Raw genomic sequence first — 19626 nt, 5'->3', positions numbered from 1 at the left:
CCGGCACGGTCGCCAGTGGCAGGATGGAGGCATGACTACTCCGGCGATCCAGCTGTTGAACAACCTCCGCTCCGGCAACTCCACCGCACCGCGGCTGACGTGGTACGGACCGGAGGGGGAGCGCGTGGAACTTTCCGGCCGGGTCCTGGACAACTGGGTAGCGAAGACCAGCAACCTGCTGCAGGATGAGCTCGATGCCGAGCCCGGCATGAAGATCAGGCTGGCCCTGCCCGCGCATTGGAAAACGATGGTGTGGGCCCTTGCCGCTTGGCAGCTGGGCCTCGAAACCGTCCTGGAGGGTGAGGGCGCGGACTTCCTCGTCACTGCCGACCCCGATCGGCTGAACGGAAAGGCGGCGGGGCAGGAACCGGCAGAAGGGACTTACGACGCCGTGATCGCCGTCGCGCTTCCCGCCCTGGCCATGCGGTGGCCGGGTGAGCTCGCCGGCGGCTGCCTCGACTACGCAGCCGAAGTACGCCTGCATGGAGATGTTTTCCTGGCGCATGCCGATCCCGATCCCCGGGCGCGGGCCATCTCAGGATCGGACGGCCGTGAGCACCTTCAGCAGGACCTGCTGGAGGGATTCGCCGCCAGCCATGACGGCGGCGTTCGGCTGCACATTCCGGCCGCGGATGGCCTGGAGGCGGCGCTGGCCAATGCCCTCGGGGCGTGGAAGCAGGACGGATCCGTGGTGATCACCCACCCGGACGTCCAGCTGACCGACAAGCTGATCGCCGCCGAACGCATCCACGGCAACTGACACCGGCCAGGGGCCGGCAATGTCCAGCTAGGACTTGGCCGGACCGTCCGCGGACGGCTGGCGCTCGTTGTCTGCGGCCAGCGGCGCACCGTGGTGGTGCATTTCGATGAGCTCGTGGTCATGCGAGAACTCCGGCTCTTCGTCCAGTTCCTTGTTGAACACGAGGAAGCGGTAGGCGAAGAAGCGCACCACGGTGGCCACCAGGATGCCCACCACACCGGCCAGGAACAGCAGGTTCTTGTCGGTGACGCCGAGCCCGTACTTGGCCAGGGCCGTGAACCCGGTGGAGATGCCGATGCCAATGCCGTTGATGAGGACGAACATGATGAACTCGCGCAGGACATTGTCCTGGCGGCGGTGGCGGAAGGTCCAGAAACGGTTGGCGATCCACGAGAAGACTGTAGCCACCGTGGCGCCAACGAACCGCGCCTTCGCTTCGCTGTCCGTCATCGGACCGTGCATGAGGTAATACGTCAGGCCGTTGTCAATGACGAAGGCCACACCGCCCACCGCCCCAAATTTGGCAACCTCGCGCCAAAACAGCGACGCCAGGCCCCGGATGCGGTCTGCAAGTGCGGAAATCATGACCCTCCAAGGCCGTATAACGTGTGGGCCTTTTGGCCAGAGATCCATTTTAGCGCCTCGAACCTTGGAGGAGCCTCCCAATAAACCTCGTTTGAGGGGCCGCGTTACCTCGAATCTCGCTTTCCGCCACGGCCGGAAGCCGGGTTCTCCGGCGGTTTTCGGTAGGCTGGCAGATGTGACTTTTCCAGTAATAGGTGTTGTTGGCGGCGGCCAGCTTGCCCGAATGATGGCCCCAGCCGCGACTGCCCTCGGCTTCGAACTTCGAGTCCTGGCGGAAGGTGAGGACGTCTCTGCCGTCTCCGCGGTGTCCACTTCCCCGGTGGGAGACTACAAGGACCTGCAGACGCTCCTGGACTTTGCCAAGGACCTCGACGTCATGACTTTCGACCATGAGCACGTCCCGGCTGCCCACCTCCGGGCACTGCAGGAGGCCGGCGTCAACATCCAGCCCGGCCCCGACGCCCTCATCCACGCCCAGGACAAACTGGTGATGCGGGCAGCCATTGACCGGCTGGAACTGCCCAACCCGGTGTGGGCCTCAGTGGACGACGTTGCTGCCCTGGTGCGCTTCGGCGATGACACCGGCTGGCCTGTGGTCCTTAAGACTCCGCGCGGGGGCTACGACGGCAAGGGCGTCAGGATCGTCGGGTCGGCGGACGAGGCGGCCGAAACAGCGGACTGGTTCGCTGCAATGAGCCCGCTCCTGGCGGAGGCCAAGGTGGAGTTCACCCGGGAGCTTTCAGCGCTGGTGGCACGGACCCCCGACGGCGAGGCCCGCGCCTGGCCTGTTGTACACACCATCCAGGTGGACGGCGTGTGCGACGAAGTCATCGCCCCCGCCCAGGACATCCCCGTGGAGGTTGCGGCAGCGGCCGAGGACGCCGCGCTGCGGATTGCCGCAGAACTTGGTGTGACCGGCGTGCTGGCGGTGGAACTGTTTGAGACTCCGGGGACCGGGGCGGGCTTCCTGATCAATGAGTTGGCGATGCGTCCGCACAACACCGGGCACTGGACCCAGGACGGGGCAGTGACCAGCCAGTTTGAGCAGCACCTGCGTGCAGTCCTGAACCTTCCACTGGGTGCTACCGATGCGCTGGCTCCGGTAACAGTCATGAAGAACTTCCTGGGCGGCGACAACCAGGACCTGTATGCGGCATTCCCGCAGGCCCTGGCCAGCGAACCGGCGGCCAAGGTGCACTGCTACGGCAAGTCAGTGCGGCCCGGCCGCAAGATCGGCCACGTCAATCTGGTGGGCGCCTCCACCACGGAAGTAGAGTCAGTGCGGCGCCGGGCCGGGATTGTGGCCGGCATCATCCGTGACGGGCGGGCACCTGCAGAAGAGCCGCCCATGACATTCGAGGAGAACGCATGAGCGCCCCCACCACCCCGGCCAACGGATCCGCGGCAAGCCCCCTGGTAGGGCTGGTCATGGGCTCCGATTCGGATTGGCCCGTCATGGAAGCGGCGGCGGAAGCGCTGGCAGAGTTCGGCATCCCGTTCGAGGCCGATGTGGTGTCGGCGCACCGGATGCCCACGGAGATGATCCGGTACGGCCAGAGCGCCCATGAGCGCGGGCTTCGCGTGATCATCGCCGGTGCCGGCGGCGCGGCACACCTGCCCGGCATGCTGGCCAGCGTCACTCCCCTGCCGGTCATCGGGGTGCCTGTTCCGCTGAAGACGCTGGACGGCATGGACTCCCTGTTGTCCATCGTCCAGATGCCCGCCGGCGTGCCCGTAGCCACGGTGTCCATCGCCGGAGCCCGCAACGCAGGCCTGCTGGCCGTGCGCATGCTGGCTTCCGGGACCGACGAACTCGCCGCGTCTCTTCGCGCGGACCTGCTCGAGTTCGCCGCGGACCTCAACGCCGTGGCGTCCCGCAAGGGTGCCAACCTCCGGCAGAAGGTCAGCGAGGTCTTCGCCGAGGGCAGCGGAACACTGCGGGGCAACCGTTAGGACCGCCGGAATGTCCAGCAGCAAGGTCCCCCAGTCCGGGTCTGACACGTCCCTGACAGACCCCGTCCGCTACCCAGTGAGCGCTTCGCCGCCGGTGCGGACCAAGCGGGCGTTCGTCCTGATCCTGCTGACGCTGTTCGTTCCGGGCAGCGCACAGCTCGTGGCGGGCGACCGCAAACTGGGGCGGACGGCGCTGCGCGTCACGCTCTGCGCCTGGGCGGCCATCGTCCTTGCACTCCTGCTGCTGCTCTTCAACCGGCCACTGCTCATCAACGTCATCACCAACCAGTTCGCCTCGCTGGTGATCATCCTCGTCCTGGTGGCCCTCGCCATCGGCTGGGCTGTCCTGTTCATCAATACCCTGCGGCTCATCCGGCCTGTGCTGCTGGTTCCCGGCGCGCGGCCGGGCGTCGGCATCGCCCTGGTCCTGGCGCTGGTCATCAGCAGCGGATCCCTGGGCTACTCGGCCTACCTGCTCAACGTGGGGCGCAACGCCATTGGCAGCATCTTCTCCTCCGGTCCGGCCATTGATCCCGTGGACGGACGCTACAACTTCCTCATGATGGGCGGCGACGCCGGTGATGACCGCACCGGCCGCCGGCCGGACAGCCTGTCGGTGCTCAGCGTGGATGCCAAGACCGGGCAGACGGCCATCATCTCCATTCCCCGTAACTTCCAGAACGCCCGGTTCAGTGAGGGCTCGCCCATGCGTTCGGTCTACCCGGACGGCTACAACTGCGGCGACGAATGCCTGATCAACGCCATCAACACCGAAGTCACCAACCAGTACGCGGACCTTTACCCGGGCGTTGCCGACCCCGGCGCCCAGGCCACCATGGAAGCGGTGTCCGGAACTCTGGGGATGCCCATCCAGGCCTACGTGCTGGTGGACATGGAAGGGTTCTCCACGCTCATAGACGCCATGGGCGGGATCAGGATCAAGGCCGGAGGCTGGGTTCCCATGAGCGGGTACTTCGACGAAGCCACCAAGACGCACGGCATGCCGCTCGGCTGGATCCCGGCCGGCGAGCAGACCCTGAACGGCGACCAGGCGTTGTGGTACGGACGGTCCCGCGAATACGTGGACGACTACGCCCGGATCCAGCGCCAGCAGTGCGTGCAGCAGGCCATGCTCAAGCAGCTCGATCCGGCCACCCTCCTCGCCAAGTTCGAGGACATTGCCAAGGCCGGAACCAAGGTGGTGGACTCCAACATCTCCTCGTCGCAGCTGGGCAGCTTTGTGGACCTGGCCATGAAGGCCAAGGGCAAGGAGGCCAAGCGCCTCACCCTCGGCCCGCCGGACTTCGATGCATCGTTCTCCACGGTGCCGGACTTTGACCAGATCCACGAGCGGGTGGACCAGTTGCTGGCCTCCGCATCCGGCGCCCAGTCGGCAGGAACGGCCGACGACGTCATGGCAGTACCAGCCGCGGGCGGCGGGCACGTGCAGGCATCCGGCAGCCGCTCCCCCGACGTGCTGCAGGCCGGCGGGAGCACTGCGCAGCAGGCCACCCCGGCGCCGTCGGACTTCACCCCGGTGACCACCACGCCCGACGGCGAACCGATCACTGCGGAGATGCTGAACCAGCTCAAGAGCGAAGGCAACGAGGAAGCCATCCGGGAGCTCGTGGCAACGAACGGCCAGTGCGCGCCGCTCTAGCGCGCATGGCGGAACCGCCCTGACAGTCCTAACCAAGAAATGGAACGGTTTTGTACGAGATTGACAACGTCCTCCGGGACTACGCGTGGGGATCCACCACAGCCATCGCTGCCCTCCTGGGCCGGCCCGAGTCCGGCTCCCCTGAAGCTGAACTCTGGATCGGCGCCCACCCTGACTCGCCGTCCACCGCCCATGTCCCGGAGGACCGGAGCACCGCTCCGCTGGACGCGCTGATCACCTCTGACCCGGAGCATTTCCTGGGGGCGGAGTCCGTGGCACGTTTCGGCCCGCGCCTGCCGTTCCTGGCGAAGATCCTTGCCGCTGCCCAGCCGCTGTCCCTCCAGGTCCACCCGAGCCTGCAGCAGGCGCAGGCCGGGTTCGCCCGTGAAAACGCTGAGGGCTTGGCCCCGGACGCCCCGCACCGCAATTACCGGGACGACAACCACAAACCGGAAATGATCCTGGCGCTGACGCCGTTCGAGGCCCTCTGCGGCTTCCGGTCCGTAGCAGCCACCCGAGGGATCCTGCAGCATGTTGCGGACGCCGTCAGCCGTGAAGGTGGAAGCCCCGGAGATTCCGGGCGTGAGGGGGCTGCCCTGGTGGCGGCCCTGCTTTCGGACCTCGACGGCGGAGCCACCGGCGGTGATGAAGGCGCCGGCCTGCGCAGGGCCTTTGAACGGCTCATCAGCGGTGGCGGGGACGTCGCCACAGCCACGTCCCAGGTGGTTGCCGCACTGATCGGTGGCAGCCTGGCGCCTTATGAGGCCGAGCTCAGCACCGTTATCAGCCTGAACGAGAAGTACCCGGGCGACCCCGGGGTGCTGATCTCCCTGCTGCTGAACCGCCTGTCGCTGCAGCCGGGCGAGGCCGTATACCTCCCCGCGGGCAACGTGCATGCCTATCTGCACGGCCTGGGGGTGGAGGTGATGGCGTCCTCGGACAACGTGCTGCGCGGTGGCCTCACGCCGAAGTACGTTGATGTTCCGGAACTGCTGCGCACCATCGACTTCAGCCCGGTGGCTGTCCCCATGCTGGATGCCGAACGGTCGGAGCTGGGCCAGGAACTTTTCCGGCCGCCCTTCGCTGAGTTCCAGCTCCAGCGGATTGAGCTCTCGCCCGGCGACGGCCCGGTGCCGCTGGCACAGTCCGGCGCAGCAGTGGTGATCGTGGTGGCCGGCGGAATCTACCTGGACTCACCCAAGGGCGACCTGCGCCTGGAGCGCGGCGCCAGTGCCTTCCTTGCCGCCGCCGAGGCTCCGGTGAACGTGCACCTGGCCTCGGACAGCGCCGAGGCGGCACTGGCGTTCGCTGTTACGACCGGCCTTTAGCCCCGGCGCAGCAGCGTCCGTGCCCGTCCGGCGGCGGCTTTGGCCACCCGCCGGGCGGTCTGGAGCCCCCGGCGGGCCAACGGCATCGCTTTCGAGTAGGCCGGGTAGAACGGTGAGAGCGGCTTTTCCCACGTTCCCAGCAGCATGTTTTCGTGCTTCGCGAACTGCTTCTTGAAATCGGAGATACCGTCGTTGAGCAGGCCGTTGAAGTCGTACCGGGAGCATCCGTCCTCCCGCATGGCCTGCAGGGCAGCCCACTTGACGCCGTAGTTCACGCGCTGTTTCTGCCCTTCAGCCGAGACGCCGCCGTAGAGTTCAAACGCCGTGGCGCCGCTGCGGGCGAGCCAGACGAACGCCAGCAGCTGCTCGCCGTCAAACGCTCCAATGATGGGCGAGCCGTCACCAAGGTTCCGGAAGATGTCGCGGTAGTACTGGTCCTCGTGGATGCCAAACCCGGCACGCTCGGCTGTCTCGTGGTAGATGGCCAGGACCTGTTCGAGCTCGGACTCGTTCTTGACCTTACGGAATTCGACCTCGCTGCGCATCGCCTTCCGGATGTTGGCCCGGGTCGACTTCGACATTTCGGCCATGAGCTCATCATCGGTCCGGGTCAGGTCCAGGATCAGGGTCCGGGGAATGAGGACCGTGTTGGTGGTCTCCCGGAAGCCCGCCCCGGCCACGGCCCCGGCGTAGGCCGAGTCCTTGTCCCAGTCGGGTTCGATGCTCAGGGCCACGCCGCGGTGCCGGATGGCGGCATGGTCAGCGAGGCTGTTGAGGATGGCCTGGGTGTCCTCCACCGAGCACATCGGGCCCCTGGGGATGTAGACCAGTGCCCGGAAAGGCAGCGGCAGCGGGCGGACCAGCAGCTGAGCGGCTCCGACGGTGGCCTCCCCGTCCTTCAGCAGCACCCGGTCCACCGACCAGCCGTGCATGGCCTTGGTCTCTCCCCAGCCCCAGAGCTGCTGCGGATGCCCGTTGAACGTGTCGACGGATTCATCCCAGAGGGCGCGGTCAGTACAGGGCACAACAGCAGGAATCATGGCTTAAACCCTATACCAGCCTTTAACGCCGAAGCCCCGGAGCACCGTTGGGCGCTCCGGGGCTTCCGGGGAACTGTGCTCAGCTCTTGCGGGCGTAGCCTTCCCACTTGCTGGCCTGGTGCTCGCCGTCCACGAAGCGGATGGTGCCGGACTTGGACCGCATCACGATGGACTGGGTGAGGACCTTGTCCTTGGAGTAGCGCACGCCGCGCAGCAGGTCGCCGTCGGTGATGCCGGTTGCTGCGAAGTAGCAGTTGTCGCTGGAGACGAGGTCATTAGTGGAGAGGACCCGCTCAAGGTCGTGGCCGGCGTCGATCGCCTTCTGCTTCTCTTCGTCGCTGGTGGGCCACAGGCGGCCCTGGATGACGCCGCCGAGGGACTTGATGGCGCAGGCAGCCACGATGCCTTCAGGGGTGCCGCCGATGCCCATCAGGGCGTCAACACCGGTGCCGGAACGGGCTGCAGCGATGGCGCCGGCGACGTCGCCGTCCATGATGAACTTGGTGCGGGCGCCGGCTTCGCGGATCTCCTCGACCAGCGGGCGGTGGCGGTCGCGGTCCAGGATCATCACGTTGAGCTGGTTGACCTTCACGCCCTTGGCCTTGGCGATCAGGTGCAGGTTCTGCTTGACGGGCAGGCGCAGGTCCACCATGTCAGCAGCTTCCGGCCCGGTGACGAGCTTTTCCATGTAGAAGACGGCGGAGGGGTCGAACATAGAGCCGCGTTCCGCCACGGCGAGGACGGCCAGGGCGTTGTTGATGCCCAGGGCGGTCAGCCGGGTCCCGTCGATCGGGTCAACGGCAACGTCGCATTCGGGGCCGGTACCGTCGCCGACGCGTTCACCGTTGAACAGCATGGGGGCTTCGTCTTTTTCGCCTTCGCCGATGACCACAACGCCATTGAAGTGGACGGTCTGCAGGAAGGAGCGCATGGCGTCGACGGCTGCACCGTCGGCGGTGTTCTTGTCGCCGAAGCCCACCCAGTGTCCACCGGCGATGGCTGCTGCCTCGGTGACGCGGACGAGCTCGAGGGCAAGGTTGCGGTCCGGCTCATCGTTGCCCACAGCAAGGGACGGGGAGATCGTGGAGTACTTCTGGGTCATGGACGCTGGTGACACGTTAACCTCTTCTTCGAGTGGCGATCATTGAACCCGTCCCGCCGGAGCAGCTGGACGGTGATTCCTCTGCTTCCGATCATAGTCGCGGGACGCGGTGCCGGACGGCGGATGACGCACACCCGCAATGTGCACGCGGTGTGCGGGACTCCCGCCGGGAGCCGCCGAATGGAAGTCCCATGCCGGCATGGGCGACTATGGAGGGGTGAATGAGATGCAGGAGAAGACCAGCCCCACCCCTGACCCGGCAGGAACCGGAGGCAGCGGCGGAGCCGGCACCGGGGACGCAGGCGCCCCCGTAAAGCCTGTCATTCCGGCAGCAGCGGCCAAGCGGGCGAACGCTTCGGTCATCGGCATGGTCATCGCCCTGGCGGTAAGCATCGCCGCGTTCCTTCCCGTCATTCTCATGAACCCGCTGCCCAAGAGCGACGGATACCGCCCGGACATCGACGTCGCGGGCATCTCCCAGCGGGCTGCGGATGTGGCGGGATTCACACCCGCGGCGCCTGATACCGGGACCGCGTTCCGTGCCAACTATGCGCGGTGGGAAGCGGGGACTGGCAACGGCGTCCCCACATGGGAGGTGGGCTTCCTGACCCCCAAGGAGTCCTTCATCGCCCTGGTGCAGACCAGCAAGGCCAACCCCACCTGGCTCCTGCAGCAGACCAAGAACGCCCCGGTGACCGGCACCCGCAGCGCGGGCGGCCAGGAATGGGAGCTCCGGGACACCGGCAAGGGCGAGAAGTCGATGGTGCTGGATTACCGCGGCACTACCGTGGTCCTCTCCGGCGCGGCGCAGCTGGACGAATTCGGCTCCTTGGCCGACGCCGTCGTGAAATCCATGGACAGCAACCCGGCCGTCACAGTTTCACCGTCGGCACCCGCCGCACCTTAATGTAGTAAGCGTGGCTACTAATCTGACTCCTGCACTGGCCTGGCGCCGCCTGCGCGAAGGCAACGAACGATTCGTCAATGGCGAGTCCTCCCATCCGAACCAAAACGCCGACCACCGGTCGTCCCTGGTGGATACCCAGCATCCGTTCGCGGTGATCTTCGGCTGCTCCGACTCACGGCTCGCCGCGGAAATCATCTTCGACGTGGGCCTCGGCGACGTTTTCGTGGTCCGCACCGCCGGCCAGGTCATCGACGACGCCGTCCTGGGCTCGCTCGAGTACAGCGTCGGTGTGCTCGGGGTGCCGCTGATCGTGATCCTTGGCCACGACAGCTGCGGAGCCGTCACAGCTACCAAGTCGGCTGTCGAGACCGGCGAGATGCCCACCGGCTTCATCCGCGACCTCGTGGAGCGCATCACGCCGTCTGTCCTGACCTCGCTGCGCAACGGCCAGCCGGAGGTCAACGACATGGTGGTGGAGCACGTCAGGCAGACGTCCCAGCGCCTTGTGGACAGTTCGCGTGTGATTTCCGACGCAATCGAGGAAGGCCGCACTGCGGTCATCGGGCTTTCGTACCGGCTGGCCGAGGGCCGCGCCGACCTTGTTTCCGGAATCGGCGAGCTCTAGCAACCATTGACGGACCCAGGGAGCGGGTCCCGGGACGGCCGGACGGGCCGCTCCGGGGCCCGCTTCACGGTTTTCGATGGGGCGGCCGGGAGCCATAAGCTAGCCCCATGACTTCCACTGAAGAGTTCCGCATTGAACATGACACGATGGGCGAAGTCCGCGTCCCCGTGAACGCACTGTACCGCGCGCAGACGCAGCGGGCAGTAGAGAATTTCCCCATCTCCGGCAAGACCCTGGAGCGCACCCACATCGAGGCGCTGGCACAGGTCAAGAAGGCAGCTGCCCAGGCCAACGCAGAACTGGGCGTGCTCGACGGCGAGCTGGCCAAGGCGATTGCCGACGCTGCCGATGAGGTGGCAGCCGGCAAGTACGACGGCGACTTCCCCATCGACGTTTTCCAGACCGGTTCCGGTACCTCCTCGAACATGAACACCAACGAGGTCCTGGCTGAGCTGGCCACGCGTGCACTGAAGGCCGCCGGCAGCGACAAGGTGGTCCACCCCAACGACCACGTCAACGCTTCGCAGTCCTCCAACGACGTGTTCCCCACGTCCGTGCACGTGGCCGCCACGTCTGCGCTGATCAACGACCTGATCCCCGCCCTTGGCTACCTGGCGGAGTCGCTGGAGCGCAAAGCCGTTGAGTTCAAGGACGTCGTCAAGTCCGGCCGCACGCACCTGATGGACGCCACTCCGGTGACCCTGGGCCAGGAGTTCGGCGGCTACGCCGCTCAGGTCCGCTACGGCATCGAACGCATCAACGCCGCGCTCCCCCGCGTGGCCGAGGTTCCGCTGGGCGGCACCGCCGTGGGCACCGGCATCAACACCCCCGCCGGGTTCCCGGAGCGGGTCATCGAACTGCTCGCCACGGACACCGGCCTGCCGCTGACCGAGGCCCGCGACCACTTCGAGGCGCAGGCCAACCGCGACGGCCTGATCGAGGCGTCCAGCCAGCTGCGCAACATCGCCATCTCGTTCATGAAGATCAACAACGACCTCCGCTGGATGGGTTCCGGTCCCAACACCGGCCTGGGCGAAATCGCCATCCCTGACCTTCAGCCCGGCTCCTCCATCATGCCGGGCAAGGTCAACCCGGTCATCTGTGAGGCATCCATCATGGTGGCCGCCCAGGTCATCGGCAACGACACCGCCATCGCCTGGTCCGGCACCAACGGCGCTTTCGAGCTCAACGTCGGCATTCCGGTGATGGCCGCGAACCTGCTCGAGTCCATCCGCCTGCTGGCCAACACCAGCCGGGTCATGGCGGACAAGATGATCGACGGCATCACGGCCAACGTGGAGCGCGCCCGCTTCCTGGCCGAGGCCTCCCCCTCGATCGTCACGCCGCTGAACAAGTACATCGGCTACGAGAACGCAGCCAAGATCGCCAAGACCGCCGTCAAGGAGGGACTGACCATCCGCCAGGCCACCGAGAAGCTCGGCTTCGTCGGCGAAGGCGAAGGCAAGGTCTCCGAGGCCGACCTCGACAAGGCACTGGACGTCACCACCATGACGGCCCCGGCCCACAAGGCCTAAAGCACTTAGCGCCCGACGGCGGCCGCCCACCTTCCCAGCGAAGGCGGGCGGCCGCCGTCGTTCTTTAAGCCCCTCCCGCGCGACCTCAGATAAAAGTTGCACCATTGATGACTTAGTGCAAAACTTTACTCTGTGACTGATAGTGCAAATTCCGATCCTGGCCTGCGGGAACGCAAACGGGCCGCCACCCGGACCGCCATCACCGCCGCCGCCAGGGCCCTGACCTCGGCGCGGGGCCTTAATGGCTACACCGTGGAGGAAGTCTGCGAAGCGGCCGGCATCTCACGCCGGACCTTCTTCAACTACTTCCCCACCAAGGAAGACGCCATCATTGGCCACGCCGAGGACGACGTTCCGGCGGACGTCATCGAAGAATTCGTCGCCGGCGGCGCGGGCTCCGCCGCAGGTGACATCTCCCCCACGCTGTTCCAGGACCTGGTGAAACTCTCCCTGCGGCTGGCCGAAGGCATGTCGGCCTCCGAAGAGGAAACCCGTCAACTGATCGCCGTGGTCAAGAAGGAGCCCCAACTCATCCTGCGGATCATCGGGGTGACAGAACAGCGCGAGGCGCAATTCGCCCGCGACGTTGCACGGCGTGAAGGGGTGGCGCCGGACCATCCCGTGGTGCAGATGGCCGTGGTGCTGCTCAGCACCATCGCCCGCAAAAGCAGCATGGCCTACTTCTCCGACGGCAACACCCGCAGCTACCCGGAGCTGCTGCTGGAAAACATCTCGGCAGCAAGCCTCCTCTTCTCCCAACCATTCGACAGCACGGCCACCGCCGCAGCAGAAGGAAACGCATGAGTACCGCAACCGCCACACCGCCGGCAGGGCCCCTGCTGCTGACCCAAAAACGCATCTGGATCATCTTCTCGGCCCTGATCGCCGGAATGCTGCTGTCCAGCCTCGACCAGACCATCGTCTCCACCGCAATGCCCACCATCGTGGGCAAGCTCGGCGGCGTGGAGCACCAGGCCTGGATTACCACGGCCTACCTGCTGGCCACCACCATCGTGATGCCCATCTACGGGAAATTCGGTGACATCCTGGGGCGGCGCAACCTGTTCCTGGTGGCCATCGCCCTGTTCACCCTCGCCTCGCTGGGCTGCGCCCTGGCCACGGACTTCTGGGGCTTCGTCATCTTCCGCGCCATCCAGGGTCTGGGCGGTGGCGGACTCATGATCCTTTCCCAGGCCATCATCGCCGACATCGTTCCGGCCAAGGACCGCGGCAAGTACATGGGCCCGCTGGGCGCCATCTTCGGCCTGTCCGCCGTGGCCGGTCCTCTTCTGGGCGGCTTCTTCGTGGACCACCTCACCTGGGAATGGGCCTTCTACATCAACATCCCCGTTGGCCTGGCCGCGTTCGCCATCGCCTGGTTCGCCCTGACGCTGCCGAACAAGAAGGCTGAGAAGCGGATCGATGTCCTGGGCGTCGTCCTGCTCTCCGTCGCCACCACCTGCCTGATCTTCTTCACCGACTTCGGTGGCAAGAAGGACGAGGGCTGGGATTCACCCCTTACCTGGGCCTTCGGCACCGGCCTGCTGGTGTCCGCCGCCGCGTTCGTCTTCGTGGAGCGCCGTGCGGAAGACCCCATCATCCCGCTGAGCCTGTTCCGCAACCGCATCTTCATCAACGCCACCGCCATCGGCTTCACCCTGGGCCTGGGCATGTTCTCGGCCATCGCGTTCGTTCCCACGTTCCTGCAGATGTCCTCCGGCACCTCCGCCGCCGAGTCCGGGCTGCTCATGCTTCCCATGATGGCCGGCCTGATGGGTACATCCATTTACTCGGGCATCCGGATTTCCAAGACGGGCAAGTACAAGATGTTCCCCATCCTGGGCGCTGCGCTCACGATGGCCGCCATGCTCTGGATGACCACCCTGGCCGCGAGCACACCCATCTGGGTGATCTGCGTGCAGTTGTTCGTGTTCGGCGCCGGGCTGGGCCTGATCATGCAGGTAGTGGTCCTGGTGGTCCAGAACTCCGTGCCGGCGGAGCAGATCGGCACCGCCACCAGCACCAACAACTACTTCCGCGAGGTGGGCGCCGCCATGGGCGTGGCGATTTTCGGATCCCTGTTCACCACCCGCCTGTCCGAGTCGCTGACCAGCGCCTTCACAGGTGCGGGCGCATCTGCCGAGCAGGCATCGCAGTCCACCAGCACCCTGGACCCGCAGGCAATGAACCAGCTTCCGGAACAGCTGCGGGACGCCATCGTCAACGCCTACGCGGACTCGTTGGCCCCGGTGTTCTGGTACCTGGTGCCGTTCATCGCCATTGCCCTGCTGTTGGCCATCACCCTCAAGCAGATACCGCTGTCCGATACGGCCGGCATGGTGGCCCGCGGCGAAGCCGTCGGCGGCGAGGAAGCTGAGCGGCTGGCCGCCGGCCTGCCCGGCGTTTCCGCAGGGCAGCATGCTCCCGCCGGGGAAGCCGTAGACGCCAGCGACGCGGCCATGGCAAAGGACGACGACGGCGAGCTGGTCTCGCAGGGCCGCTGACCGCCGTCGTACGCACGCCGCCGCACCCGGTGCGGTGCAGCGGATCGGCTAACAGGGACGCCGCAATCTTTGGGGGTTGCGGCGTCCCTGTTCGTGTCAGCGGGCTGCCGGGGTTGAGGCGCGAATTTCAGGGCTCGTAATGGACTGCGTCATGGGGCGCCAGCGCCCGTTCGATGCTCTCCCTGTCCCGCGGCCGGATGTCCGGCAGGCCGTCGAGGGGGAACCAGCCCACGGCAAGGGATTCGTCATCGTTGACCCGGGGCTCACCGGACACGTGGCGGCACCGGAACACGATGTCCAGGAAGTCGCACACATCCCCGTTGGGGAAGGTGACGGGACCGGAGACGCCGACGGAAACCATGCGCTCGGTCTCTGCCACCACCGCGGTCTCCTCGAAGATCTCCCGCACCAGGCCGGGGCCCGGGTGCTCCCCCGGATCCAACAGACCAGAAATCAGGGCCCACCGGCCGTTATCCGATCGCTGCCCCAGCAGGATATGCCCGTCGTCATTGACCACCACACCCCGTACTGCAGGAATCCACAGGGGATCGTGGCCGATTTTTTCACGGAGTTTGAGGATGAATTCAGGCGCTGCCATGGCTTCAGCCTAGCTGCCGCAGGGCGAGGCCAGACCCTTCGGTGGCGTCAGGCGGCAGGCAGCAGCAGCATCACGGCGGCGGTGCCGGCCAGCATGAACGGGCCGAAGGGAATGGCGGATTTGAGGCTGCCGCGGCGGGTGGCGAGCAGTCCGAGGCTCCACAAGCCGCCCAGGAGGAAAGCCGCGAATGTTCCGGCGAACACGTGCCCCCAGCCGAGGTAACCCAGGTACATGCCCAGCACACCGGCGAGCTTCACGTCACCAAATCCCATGCCGGGCGGATACACCAGGCGGAGGACGAAGTAGAACAGCCACAGCACCGCTCCCCCGGCGAGGACACGGCCGCCGGGCAGGCCGAAAAGCCTGGCACCGCCGTCGGGCACAGCCGCAGCGTCCGCCCCTGCCACCAGGACCGTAGCCACCGCAGCGAGCAAGAGCACCCCGGCCACCCCATAGGAGGGGAAAACGATCCGGTTGGGCAGCAGGTGGTGGCGGACATCGATCACCGTGAGGCGGACTGCCATCACCGCGAAGTAGAGGCATGCCGCCAGCACCAGCCAGAAGGCGAGGGGGGTGTCCAGCCACAGGTCGCCGAGTCGTCCGATCACCCCTCGGATGCTACTGGAATTCCCCTGCCCGCCCCACCGTGTCCGCGTAAACTGTGGATATGTCAGCCTGGGATTCCCGGCGGCGCCCGGACCCCGCCAGCGGCGCATCCCCCTCAGATCCCCCTGCCATGTTCCGCAGCCTGTGCCGGTCTTCGCCGTGGAAGTGGCAGTCGCTTCGCTTTGAGTACTGGGATGAGCCGTTCGACGCGGCACCGGCTCCGGGAGCTTCCCTGGTCCGGGCATGGCTGCGCCGGCCCGGTGCGCTCCGGCTGGAGAGCCCCGAAGGACTGGTCCTCCACAGCACCACGGGAATCAACGATTCCCGGGATGGCCTCTACGTCAGTTCCACCCGCAAGTCCTGGCTCCTCCCGCCCCACCTGGTCTCCCCTGTGTACGGCGCGGCCGGACTGGTGAAACGGCGTCCGGAGGCGGCCTACGGTGAGCCCGGGTTCGGCAACGGAAGGTTCTCCGCTGCACTGGACCCGGTGGAGCTTGCCGGCAATTCCCCTGCGCCGCTGGAGTTTCCGGGCAGCAACCCGGTACAGGTGGAGGACGTGCGCACCGTGGACCACGAGGGCAGGCCTGCCCTGGAGGCCGTGGTGGCGCCCACTCCCGCCTACCAGCCCTGGGATCCGGCGGCTCCCCTGTGCCTTGCCGGCCGCTCCCTGGTGCGGGTGGACCTTGGAACGGGCGTCTGCGTGGCCAGCCGTTCGCTGGAGCACGACACCGAAAGCTACGGACACTGGCTGCGGATCCTCGGCGTCGACGAATACATGCTGGACGACCTCTTCCTCGCCGAGTCGATGAACCTCACCGACGTCCGCCGCCACATCAGCTGGGACGTGCCCGCCTGACGCGACAGGCAGAGGTGCACGTCATCGGCTAGGCTTCGCGGATGATTAGCATGAGCTCCATCTGGCCGCTGTACGACCTGAAACTGTCCACTCCCCGGCTGGAGCTCCGGCCCGTCACCGAACAGGACATCCCGGCAGCCGTCGAGGCAGCCCGCAGCGGCATCCACGAACCCGGCCGGAACCCGTTCAGCACGGCCTGGGCAGAGGCTCCCCTGGCTGAAATGGGGCCGCGGATGGCCCAGTGGCAGTGGCGCCTCCGCGCCGAATGCACCCCGGAGTCCTGGACACTGCTCCTGGGCATCTGGCACGAGGAGCAGTTCATCGGCTGCCAGGACGTGGGCGCGAAGGACTTCGCACTGTTGAAAACCGTCTCCACCGGATCGTGGCTCAAGCAGTCCGCCCAGGGCCGGGGGCTGGGCGCAGAGATGCGTGCCGCCGTCGTGCTCTGGGCCTTCGACTGGCTGGGCGCAGACTTAGCCGAATCCGAGGCCGCGGACTGGAACGCAGCCTCCCTCGGCGTCTCCCGCACCCTCGGCTACGAACCCAACGGAACCACCCGCAAGGCGTGGGGCACTCAAATTGAGACGGTCCAAAAAGTCCGCCTCACCCCGGAAACATTCAAGCGCCCCGACTGGACCCTGCAGGTAGAAGGCCACGAGGCTGTAGCGAAGTTCCTCGACGTGCGATGAGTGCCTGTCCTTGGCTGGGTACTCCGGGCCACGGTCCTTCTCAGTCGCTTAGCGCGTAGGTTCCTTCCCAAGGCTCGCAAGCTCGCCTCGGGGCCCTCGGAACGACGCTTACGGCGATGCGCTCCTACGAGAAGGCCCGTAACCCCGCTTGTGCGTGGGGCAGCCTTCCGGCAGCGTGCGTCAAAGGCGAGGAACGAGCCAGCACGCAGAGGAAGGGTGCCCCACGCACCCGCCTTAGCCTTCCAGGAGTTCCGTCACCAGGGCGGCGATTGGGGACCTTTCCGAGCGGGTCAGGGTGATGTGGCCGAAGAGCGGGTGTCCTTTCAGGGTTTCGACGACGGCGGCGACCCCGTCGTGGCGGCCGACGCGGAGGTTGTCGCGCTGGGCGACGTCGTGGGTGAGCACGATCTTCGAGTTCTGGCCGATGCGGCTCATGACTGTCAGCAGGACGTTCTTTTCGAGGGACTGGGCCTCGTCCACGATGACGAATGCGTCGTGCAGGGAACGGCCGCGGATGTGGGTGAGGGGCATGACCTCAAGCATTCCGCGGTCCATGACTTCCTCCACCACTTCCTGGCTGACCAGCGCGCCCAGCGTGTCGAAGACGGCCTGGGCCCACGGGTTCATCTTCTCGGACTCGGAGCCGGGCAGGTAGCCGAGTTCCTGGCCGCCCACGGCGTAGAGAGGGCGGAACACGATGACCTTGCGGTGCTCCCGGCGTTCCAGGACCGCTTCGAGGCCCGCACACAGGGCCAGGGCCGACTTGCCGGTGCCGGCCCGCCCGCCGATGGAGACGATGCCGACCGAAGGGTCCATCAGCATGTCGATGGCCAGCCGCTGCTCGGCGGACCTGCCATGGAGCCCGAACACGTCCCGGTCGCCCTTGACCAGGCGCACCTGCTTGTCCGCGCCCACCCTGCCCAAGGCGGAACCCCGGTTGGACAGCAGGACCAGCCCGGTGTTGACCGGCAGTTCCGCGGCCGCGGGGATGAACACCGGTTCGTGGCCGTAGAGGGTGGAGATCTCCTCCTCATTGGCTTCGACCTCGGCCACCCCGGTCCAGCCGGAGTCCTTGACCAGCTCGTTGCGGTACTCGTCCGCCGTCAGCCCCATGGCCGAGGCTTTGACGCGCATCGGCAGGTCCTTGGACACGACGGTGACGTCCTTGCCTTCGTTGGCGAGGTTCTTCGCGACGGCGAGGATGCGGCTGTCGTTGTCACCGCTGCGGAACCCGAGCGGAAGCACCTCGGCGGAGATGTGGTTGAGCTCCACCGTGAGGGTGCCGCCGTCGTCCCCGATGGGGATCGGCTGGTTCAAGCCGCCGTGCTTGACCCTCAGGTCGTCGAGGAGCCGCAGCGCCGTGCGGGCAAAGTAGCCAAGTTCGGGGTCGTGGCGCTTTGCTTCCAGCTCGGTGATCACCACGATGGGGACGATGACTTCGTGTTCTGCGAACCGCAGCAGCGCCCGGGGGTCCGAGAGGAGGACGGAGGTGTCGATCACGAAGGTGTGGATCAGGGAATCCCTTCCGGAGACGGCAAAACCGGCCGCAGCATCAGTTGCCGCGCCGGTTTTTTCAGTGGCTCGCACAGTGCGAGAGGTAGCTGTTCCTGCCTGGTCTGAAAGGACCTCATGCAGTTTTTCAGAAGTAGCCACATCGACTCCAGCCCCGGGCCCCAGCCCGGCCTTGTTATTGGTGAGGCGGCTCGGCCAGGAGGCCGGGTCCGGCCTCCCATACAACTGGTGCGATGTTTCGCTCCATGTACTGGCCTCCCCGATCAGCCGGCGGTTTGCCTGCTGATGGATATAACGTAAATCCACCCCCCGGCATTTCCGCAACCATTACGCGGCGATTCCTGTTGCGGTGTTGTGAACTCCGGGTGAACCGGGAGTGTCAGGCGCCGTAGCGCCGTTGCCGGCCCGCGTAGTCACGCAGTGCCCGCAGGAAGTCGACCTTGCGGAACGCCGGCCAGAGTGCCTCGCAGAAATAGAACTCGCTGTAGGCGCTCTGCCACATGAGGAAGCCGGAGAGCCGCTGCTCGCCGGAGGTACGGATGACCAGGTCCGGGTCGGGCTGGCCGCGGGTGTAAAGGTACCGCGAGATGTCATCCACGCTGAGTTCATCGGCAAGCTGGTTGATGTCGGCACCCTTGGCCACGGCGTCGTGCAGAAGCTCACGGACTGCATCCACGATCTCGCGGCGACCGCCGTATCCCACAGCCACGTTGACATGGATCTTTTCGTGGACAGGCGTCCGTGCCGTCAGTTTGTTCAGGCGCTCGGCAAGGTAGCCGGGAAGCAGTTCCGGCGCCCCCATGGCATGGACGGAAATGTTCTCGTCCTCGTCCAGCCGGTCCAGGGTGTTGGCAATGATGCCCATGAGGAGGTCCAGTTCCTCACTGGACCTGTTCATGTTGTCCGTGGACAACATGTACAGCGTTACCACTTTGACGCCGAGCTCCTGGCACCAGCCCAGGAACTCATGAATCTTATCCGCGCCCGCTTGGTGGCCCTGGCTTGTCGGTGCATTGAACTGCTTGGCCCAGCGGCGGTTCCCGTCCACCATTACACCGATGTGCCGTGGGATGCGGTCCCGGGAGAGGTCCTTGAGCAGCCGCCGCTCGTAATAGCCGTAGAGGAACCCGGGCAACTCCACGCGTCCACTCACCTGACTTCCTCGCTGTTCGTACTTGCACATCCTAGGCTACCGCCCGGGCGGCGCATGCCGGTCGAAGGGGCCCCGGCGCGGGGTCGCAAACACCCAGTTACCGATGAGTAACTTACCGGAACGTAGGTTATTCTGGACTTATGAACAGCGACTCTTCCGAGGCTCCGCGCACGCCGCAACCGGAGGATGAAAAGCCCACTCCGCCAGGAAACT

The 19626-nt window shown here is 66.2% G+C and carries 19 protein-coding genes; 12 read left to right on the top strand and 7 right to left on the bottom strand.

Annotation, left to right across the window (positions count from 1 at the left end):
• Positions 1 to 31 precede the first annotated feature (31 nt).
• On the top strand, positions 32 to 760 hold the full coding sequence (locus ACP3TD_RS07020) for a TIGR03089 family protein (RefSeq protein ID WP_426766372.1): 729 nt from the start codon (positions 32 to 34) through the stop codon (positions 758 to 760).
• A 27-nt stretch (positions 761 to 787) separates the two neighbouring features.
• Here the strand turns inward: ACP3TD_RS07020 and ACP3TD_RS07015 are convergent, their stop codons facing one another.
• Positions 788 to 1345: a GtrA family protein gene (locus ACP3TD_RS07015; RefSeq protein ID WP_426766371.1), complete on the bottom strand. Its 558-nt coding sequence runs from the start codon at positions 1343 to 1345 to the stop codon at positions 788 to 790.
• 175 nt (positions 1346 to 1520) lie between these two features.
• Here ACP3TD_RS07015 and ACP3TD_RS07010 point away from each other — a divergent pair, with 175 nt between their 5' ends.
• The 4 genes from ACP3TD_RS07010 to manA are packed head-to-tail and all read left to right on the top strand — an operon-like array spanning position 1521 to position 6286.
• The gene (locus tag ACP3TD_RS07010) at positions 1521 to 2717 is read left to right on the top strand and encodes a 5-(carboxyamino)imidazole ribonucleotide synthase (protein ID WP_091718995.1); all 1197 of its coding nucleotides are present in this window, start codon (positions 1521 to 1523) and stop codon (positions 2715 to 2717) included.
• Positions 2714 to 3298: a 5-(carboxyamino)imidazole ribonucleotide mutase gene (gene purE / locus ACP3TD_RS07005; RefSeq protein ID WP_426766369.1), complete on the top strand. Its 585-nt coding sequence runs from the start codon at positions 2714 to 2716 to the stop codon at positions 3296 to 3298. Before ACP3TD_RS07010 ends, purE begins: the two co-directional genes overlap by 4 nt.
• A gap of 10 nt (positions 3299 to 3308) precedes the next feature.
• Positions 3309 to 4958, top strand: a complete 1650-nt coding sequence (locus tag ACP3TD_RS07000) for an LCP family protein (protein WP_426766367.1) — start codon at positions 3309 to 3311, stop codon at positions 4956 to 4958.
• Positions 4959 to 5008: 50 nt separating this feature from the next.
• The gene (gene manA / locus ACP3TD_RS06995) at positions 5009 to 6286 is read left to right on the top strand and encodes a mannose-6-phosphate isomerase, class I (protein ID WP_426766366.1); all 1278 of its coding nucleotides are present in this window, start codon (positions 5009 to 5011) and stop codon (positions 6284 to 6286) included.
• Here the strand turns inward: manA and ACP3TD_RS06990 are convergent.
• The gene (locus tag ACP3TD_RS06990; protein ID WP_426766365.1) at positions 6283 to 7326 is read right to left on the bottom strand and encodes a lipid II:glycine glycyltransferase FemX; all 1044 of its coding nucleotides are present in this window, start codon (positions 7324 to 7326) and stop codon (positions 6283 to 6285) included. The two genes, manA and ACP3TD_RS06990, sit on opposite strands and share 4 nt — an antisense overlap.
• Positions 7327 to 7405: 79 nt before the next feature.
• Complete coding sequence (gene glpX, locus ACP3TD_RS06985) at positions 7406 to 8428, bottom strand: class II fructose-bisphosphatase (protein ID WP_171908945.1); 1023 nt, start codon at positions 8426 to 8428, stop codon at positions 7406 to 7408.
• Positions 8429 to 8654: 226 nt separating this feature from the next.
• Between glpX and ACP3TD_RS06980 the strand changes: the two genes are divergently transcribed.
• The 5 genes from ACP3TD_RS06980 (at position 8655) to ACP3TD_RS06960 (ending at position 13999) form a co-directional block, all read left to right on the top strand.
• On the top strand, positions 8655 to 9335 hold the full coding sequence (locus tag ACP3TD_RS06980) for a DUF4245 domain-containing protein (protein ID WP_426767149.1): 681 nt from the start codon (positions 8655 to 8657) through the stop codon (positions 9333 to 9335).
• A gap of 10 nt (positions 9336 to 9345) precedes the next feature.
• The gene (locus ACP3TD_RS06975; RefSeq protein ID WP_426766364.1) at positions 9346 to 9960 is read left to right on the top strand and encodes a carbonic anhydrase; all 615 of its coding nucleotides are present in this window, start codon (positions 9346 to 9348) and stop codon (positions 9958 to 9960) included.
• Positions 9961 to 10067: 107 nt separating this feature from the next.
• A complete protein-coding gene (locus tag ACP3TD_RS06970; RefSeq protein WP_091718982.1) occupies positions 10068 to 11495 on the top strand; it encodes a class II fumarate hydratase in 1428 nt (475 codons plus the stop codon).
• A 132-nt stretch (positions 11496 to 11627) separates the two neighbouring features.
• The gene (locus ACP3TD_RS06965) at positions 11628 to 12299 is read left to right on the top strand and encodes a TetR/AcrR family transcriptional regulator (RefSeq protein WP_426766362.1); all 672 of its coding nucleotides are present in this window, start codon (positions 11628 to 11630) and stop codon (positions 12297 to 12299) included.
• Positions 12296 to 13999, top strand: a complete 1704-nt coding sequence (locus tag ACP3TD_RS06960) for an MDR family MFS transporter (RefSeq protein ID WP_426766360.1) — start codon at positions 12296 to 12298, stop codon at positions 13997 to 13999. The genes ACP3TD_RS06965 and ACP3TD_RS06960 overlap by 4 nt, the downstream gene beginning before the upstream one ends.
• 127 nt (positions 14000 to 14126) lie before the next feature.
• Here the strand turns inward: ACP3TD_RS06960 and ACP3TD_RS06955 are convergent, their stop codons facing one another.
• Positions 14127 to 14597, bottom strand: coding sequence for an NUDIX hydrolase (locus tag ACP3TD_RS06955; protein ID WP_261620604.1), 471 nt, complete (start codon positions 14595 to 14597; stop codon positions 14127 to 14129).
• A gap of 47 nt (positions 14598 to 14644) precedes the next feature.
• A complete protein-coding gene (locus ACP3TD_RS06950; protein ID WP_091718973.1) occupies positions 14645 to 15205 on the bottom strand; it encodes a prepilin peptidase in 561 nt (186 codons plus the stop codon).
• Between the two features lie 59 nt (positions 15206 to 15264).
• Here ACP3TD_RS06950 and ACP3TD_RS06945 point away from each other — a divergent pair, with 59 nt between their 5' ends.
• Both ACP3TD_RS06945 and ACP3TD_RS06940 read left to right on the top strand, forming a co-directional pair.
• Positions 15265 to 16059, top strand: coding sequence for a hypothetical protein (locus ACP3TD_RS06945; protein WP_426766357.1), 795 nt, complete (start codon positions 15265 to 15267; stop codon positions 16057 to 16059).
• Between the two features lie 41 nt (positions 16060 to 16100).
• Positions 16101 to 16748, top strand: a complete 648-nt coding sequence (locus ACP3TD_RS06940) for a GNAT family N-acetyltransferase (RefSeq protein WP_426766356.1) — start codon at positions 16101 to 16103, stop codon at positions 16746 to 16748.
• A 234-nt stretch (positions 16749 to 16982) separates the two neighbouring features.
• Here ACP3TD_RS06940 and ACP3TD_RS06935 read toward each other — a convergent pair whose 3' ends face one another.
• Complete coding sequence (locus ACP3TD_RS06935) at positions 16983 to 18401, bottom strand: PhoH family protein (protein WP_426766354.1); 1419 nt, start codon at positions 18399 to 18401, stop codon at positions 16983 to 16985.
• 238 nt (positions 18402 to 18639) lie between these two features.
• Complete coding sequence (locus tag ACP3TD_RS06930) at positions 18640 to 19401, bottom strand: isoprenyl transferase (protein ID WP_426767147.1); 762 nt, start codon at positions 19399 to 19401, stop codon at positions 18640 to 18642.
• Between the last annotated feature and the right edge of the window lie 225 nt (positions 19402 to 19626).

This window comes from Pseudarthrobacter sp. 1G09 (assembly GCF_050038305.1).
Lineage (GTDB): Bacteria > Actinomycetota > Actinomycetes > Actinomycetales > Micrococcaceae > Arthrobacter > Arthrobacter equi.
The sequence above is the reverse complement of the archived record's forward strand: the minus strand, read 5'-3'. Positions and strand labels throughout refer to the sequence as shown.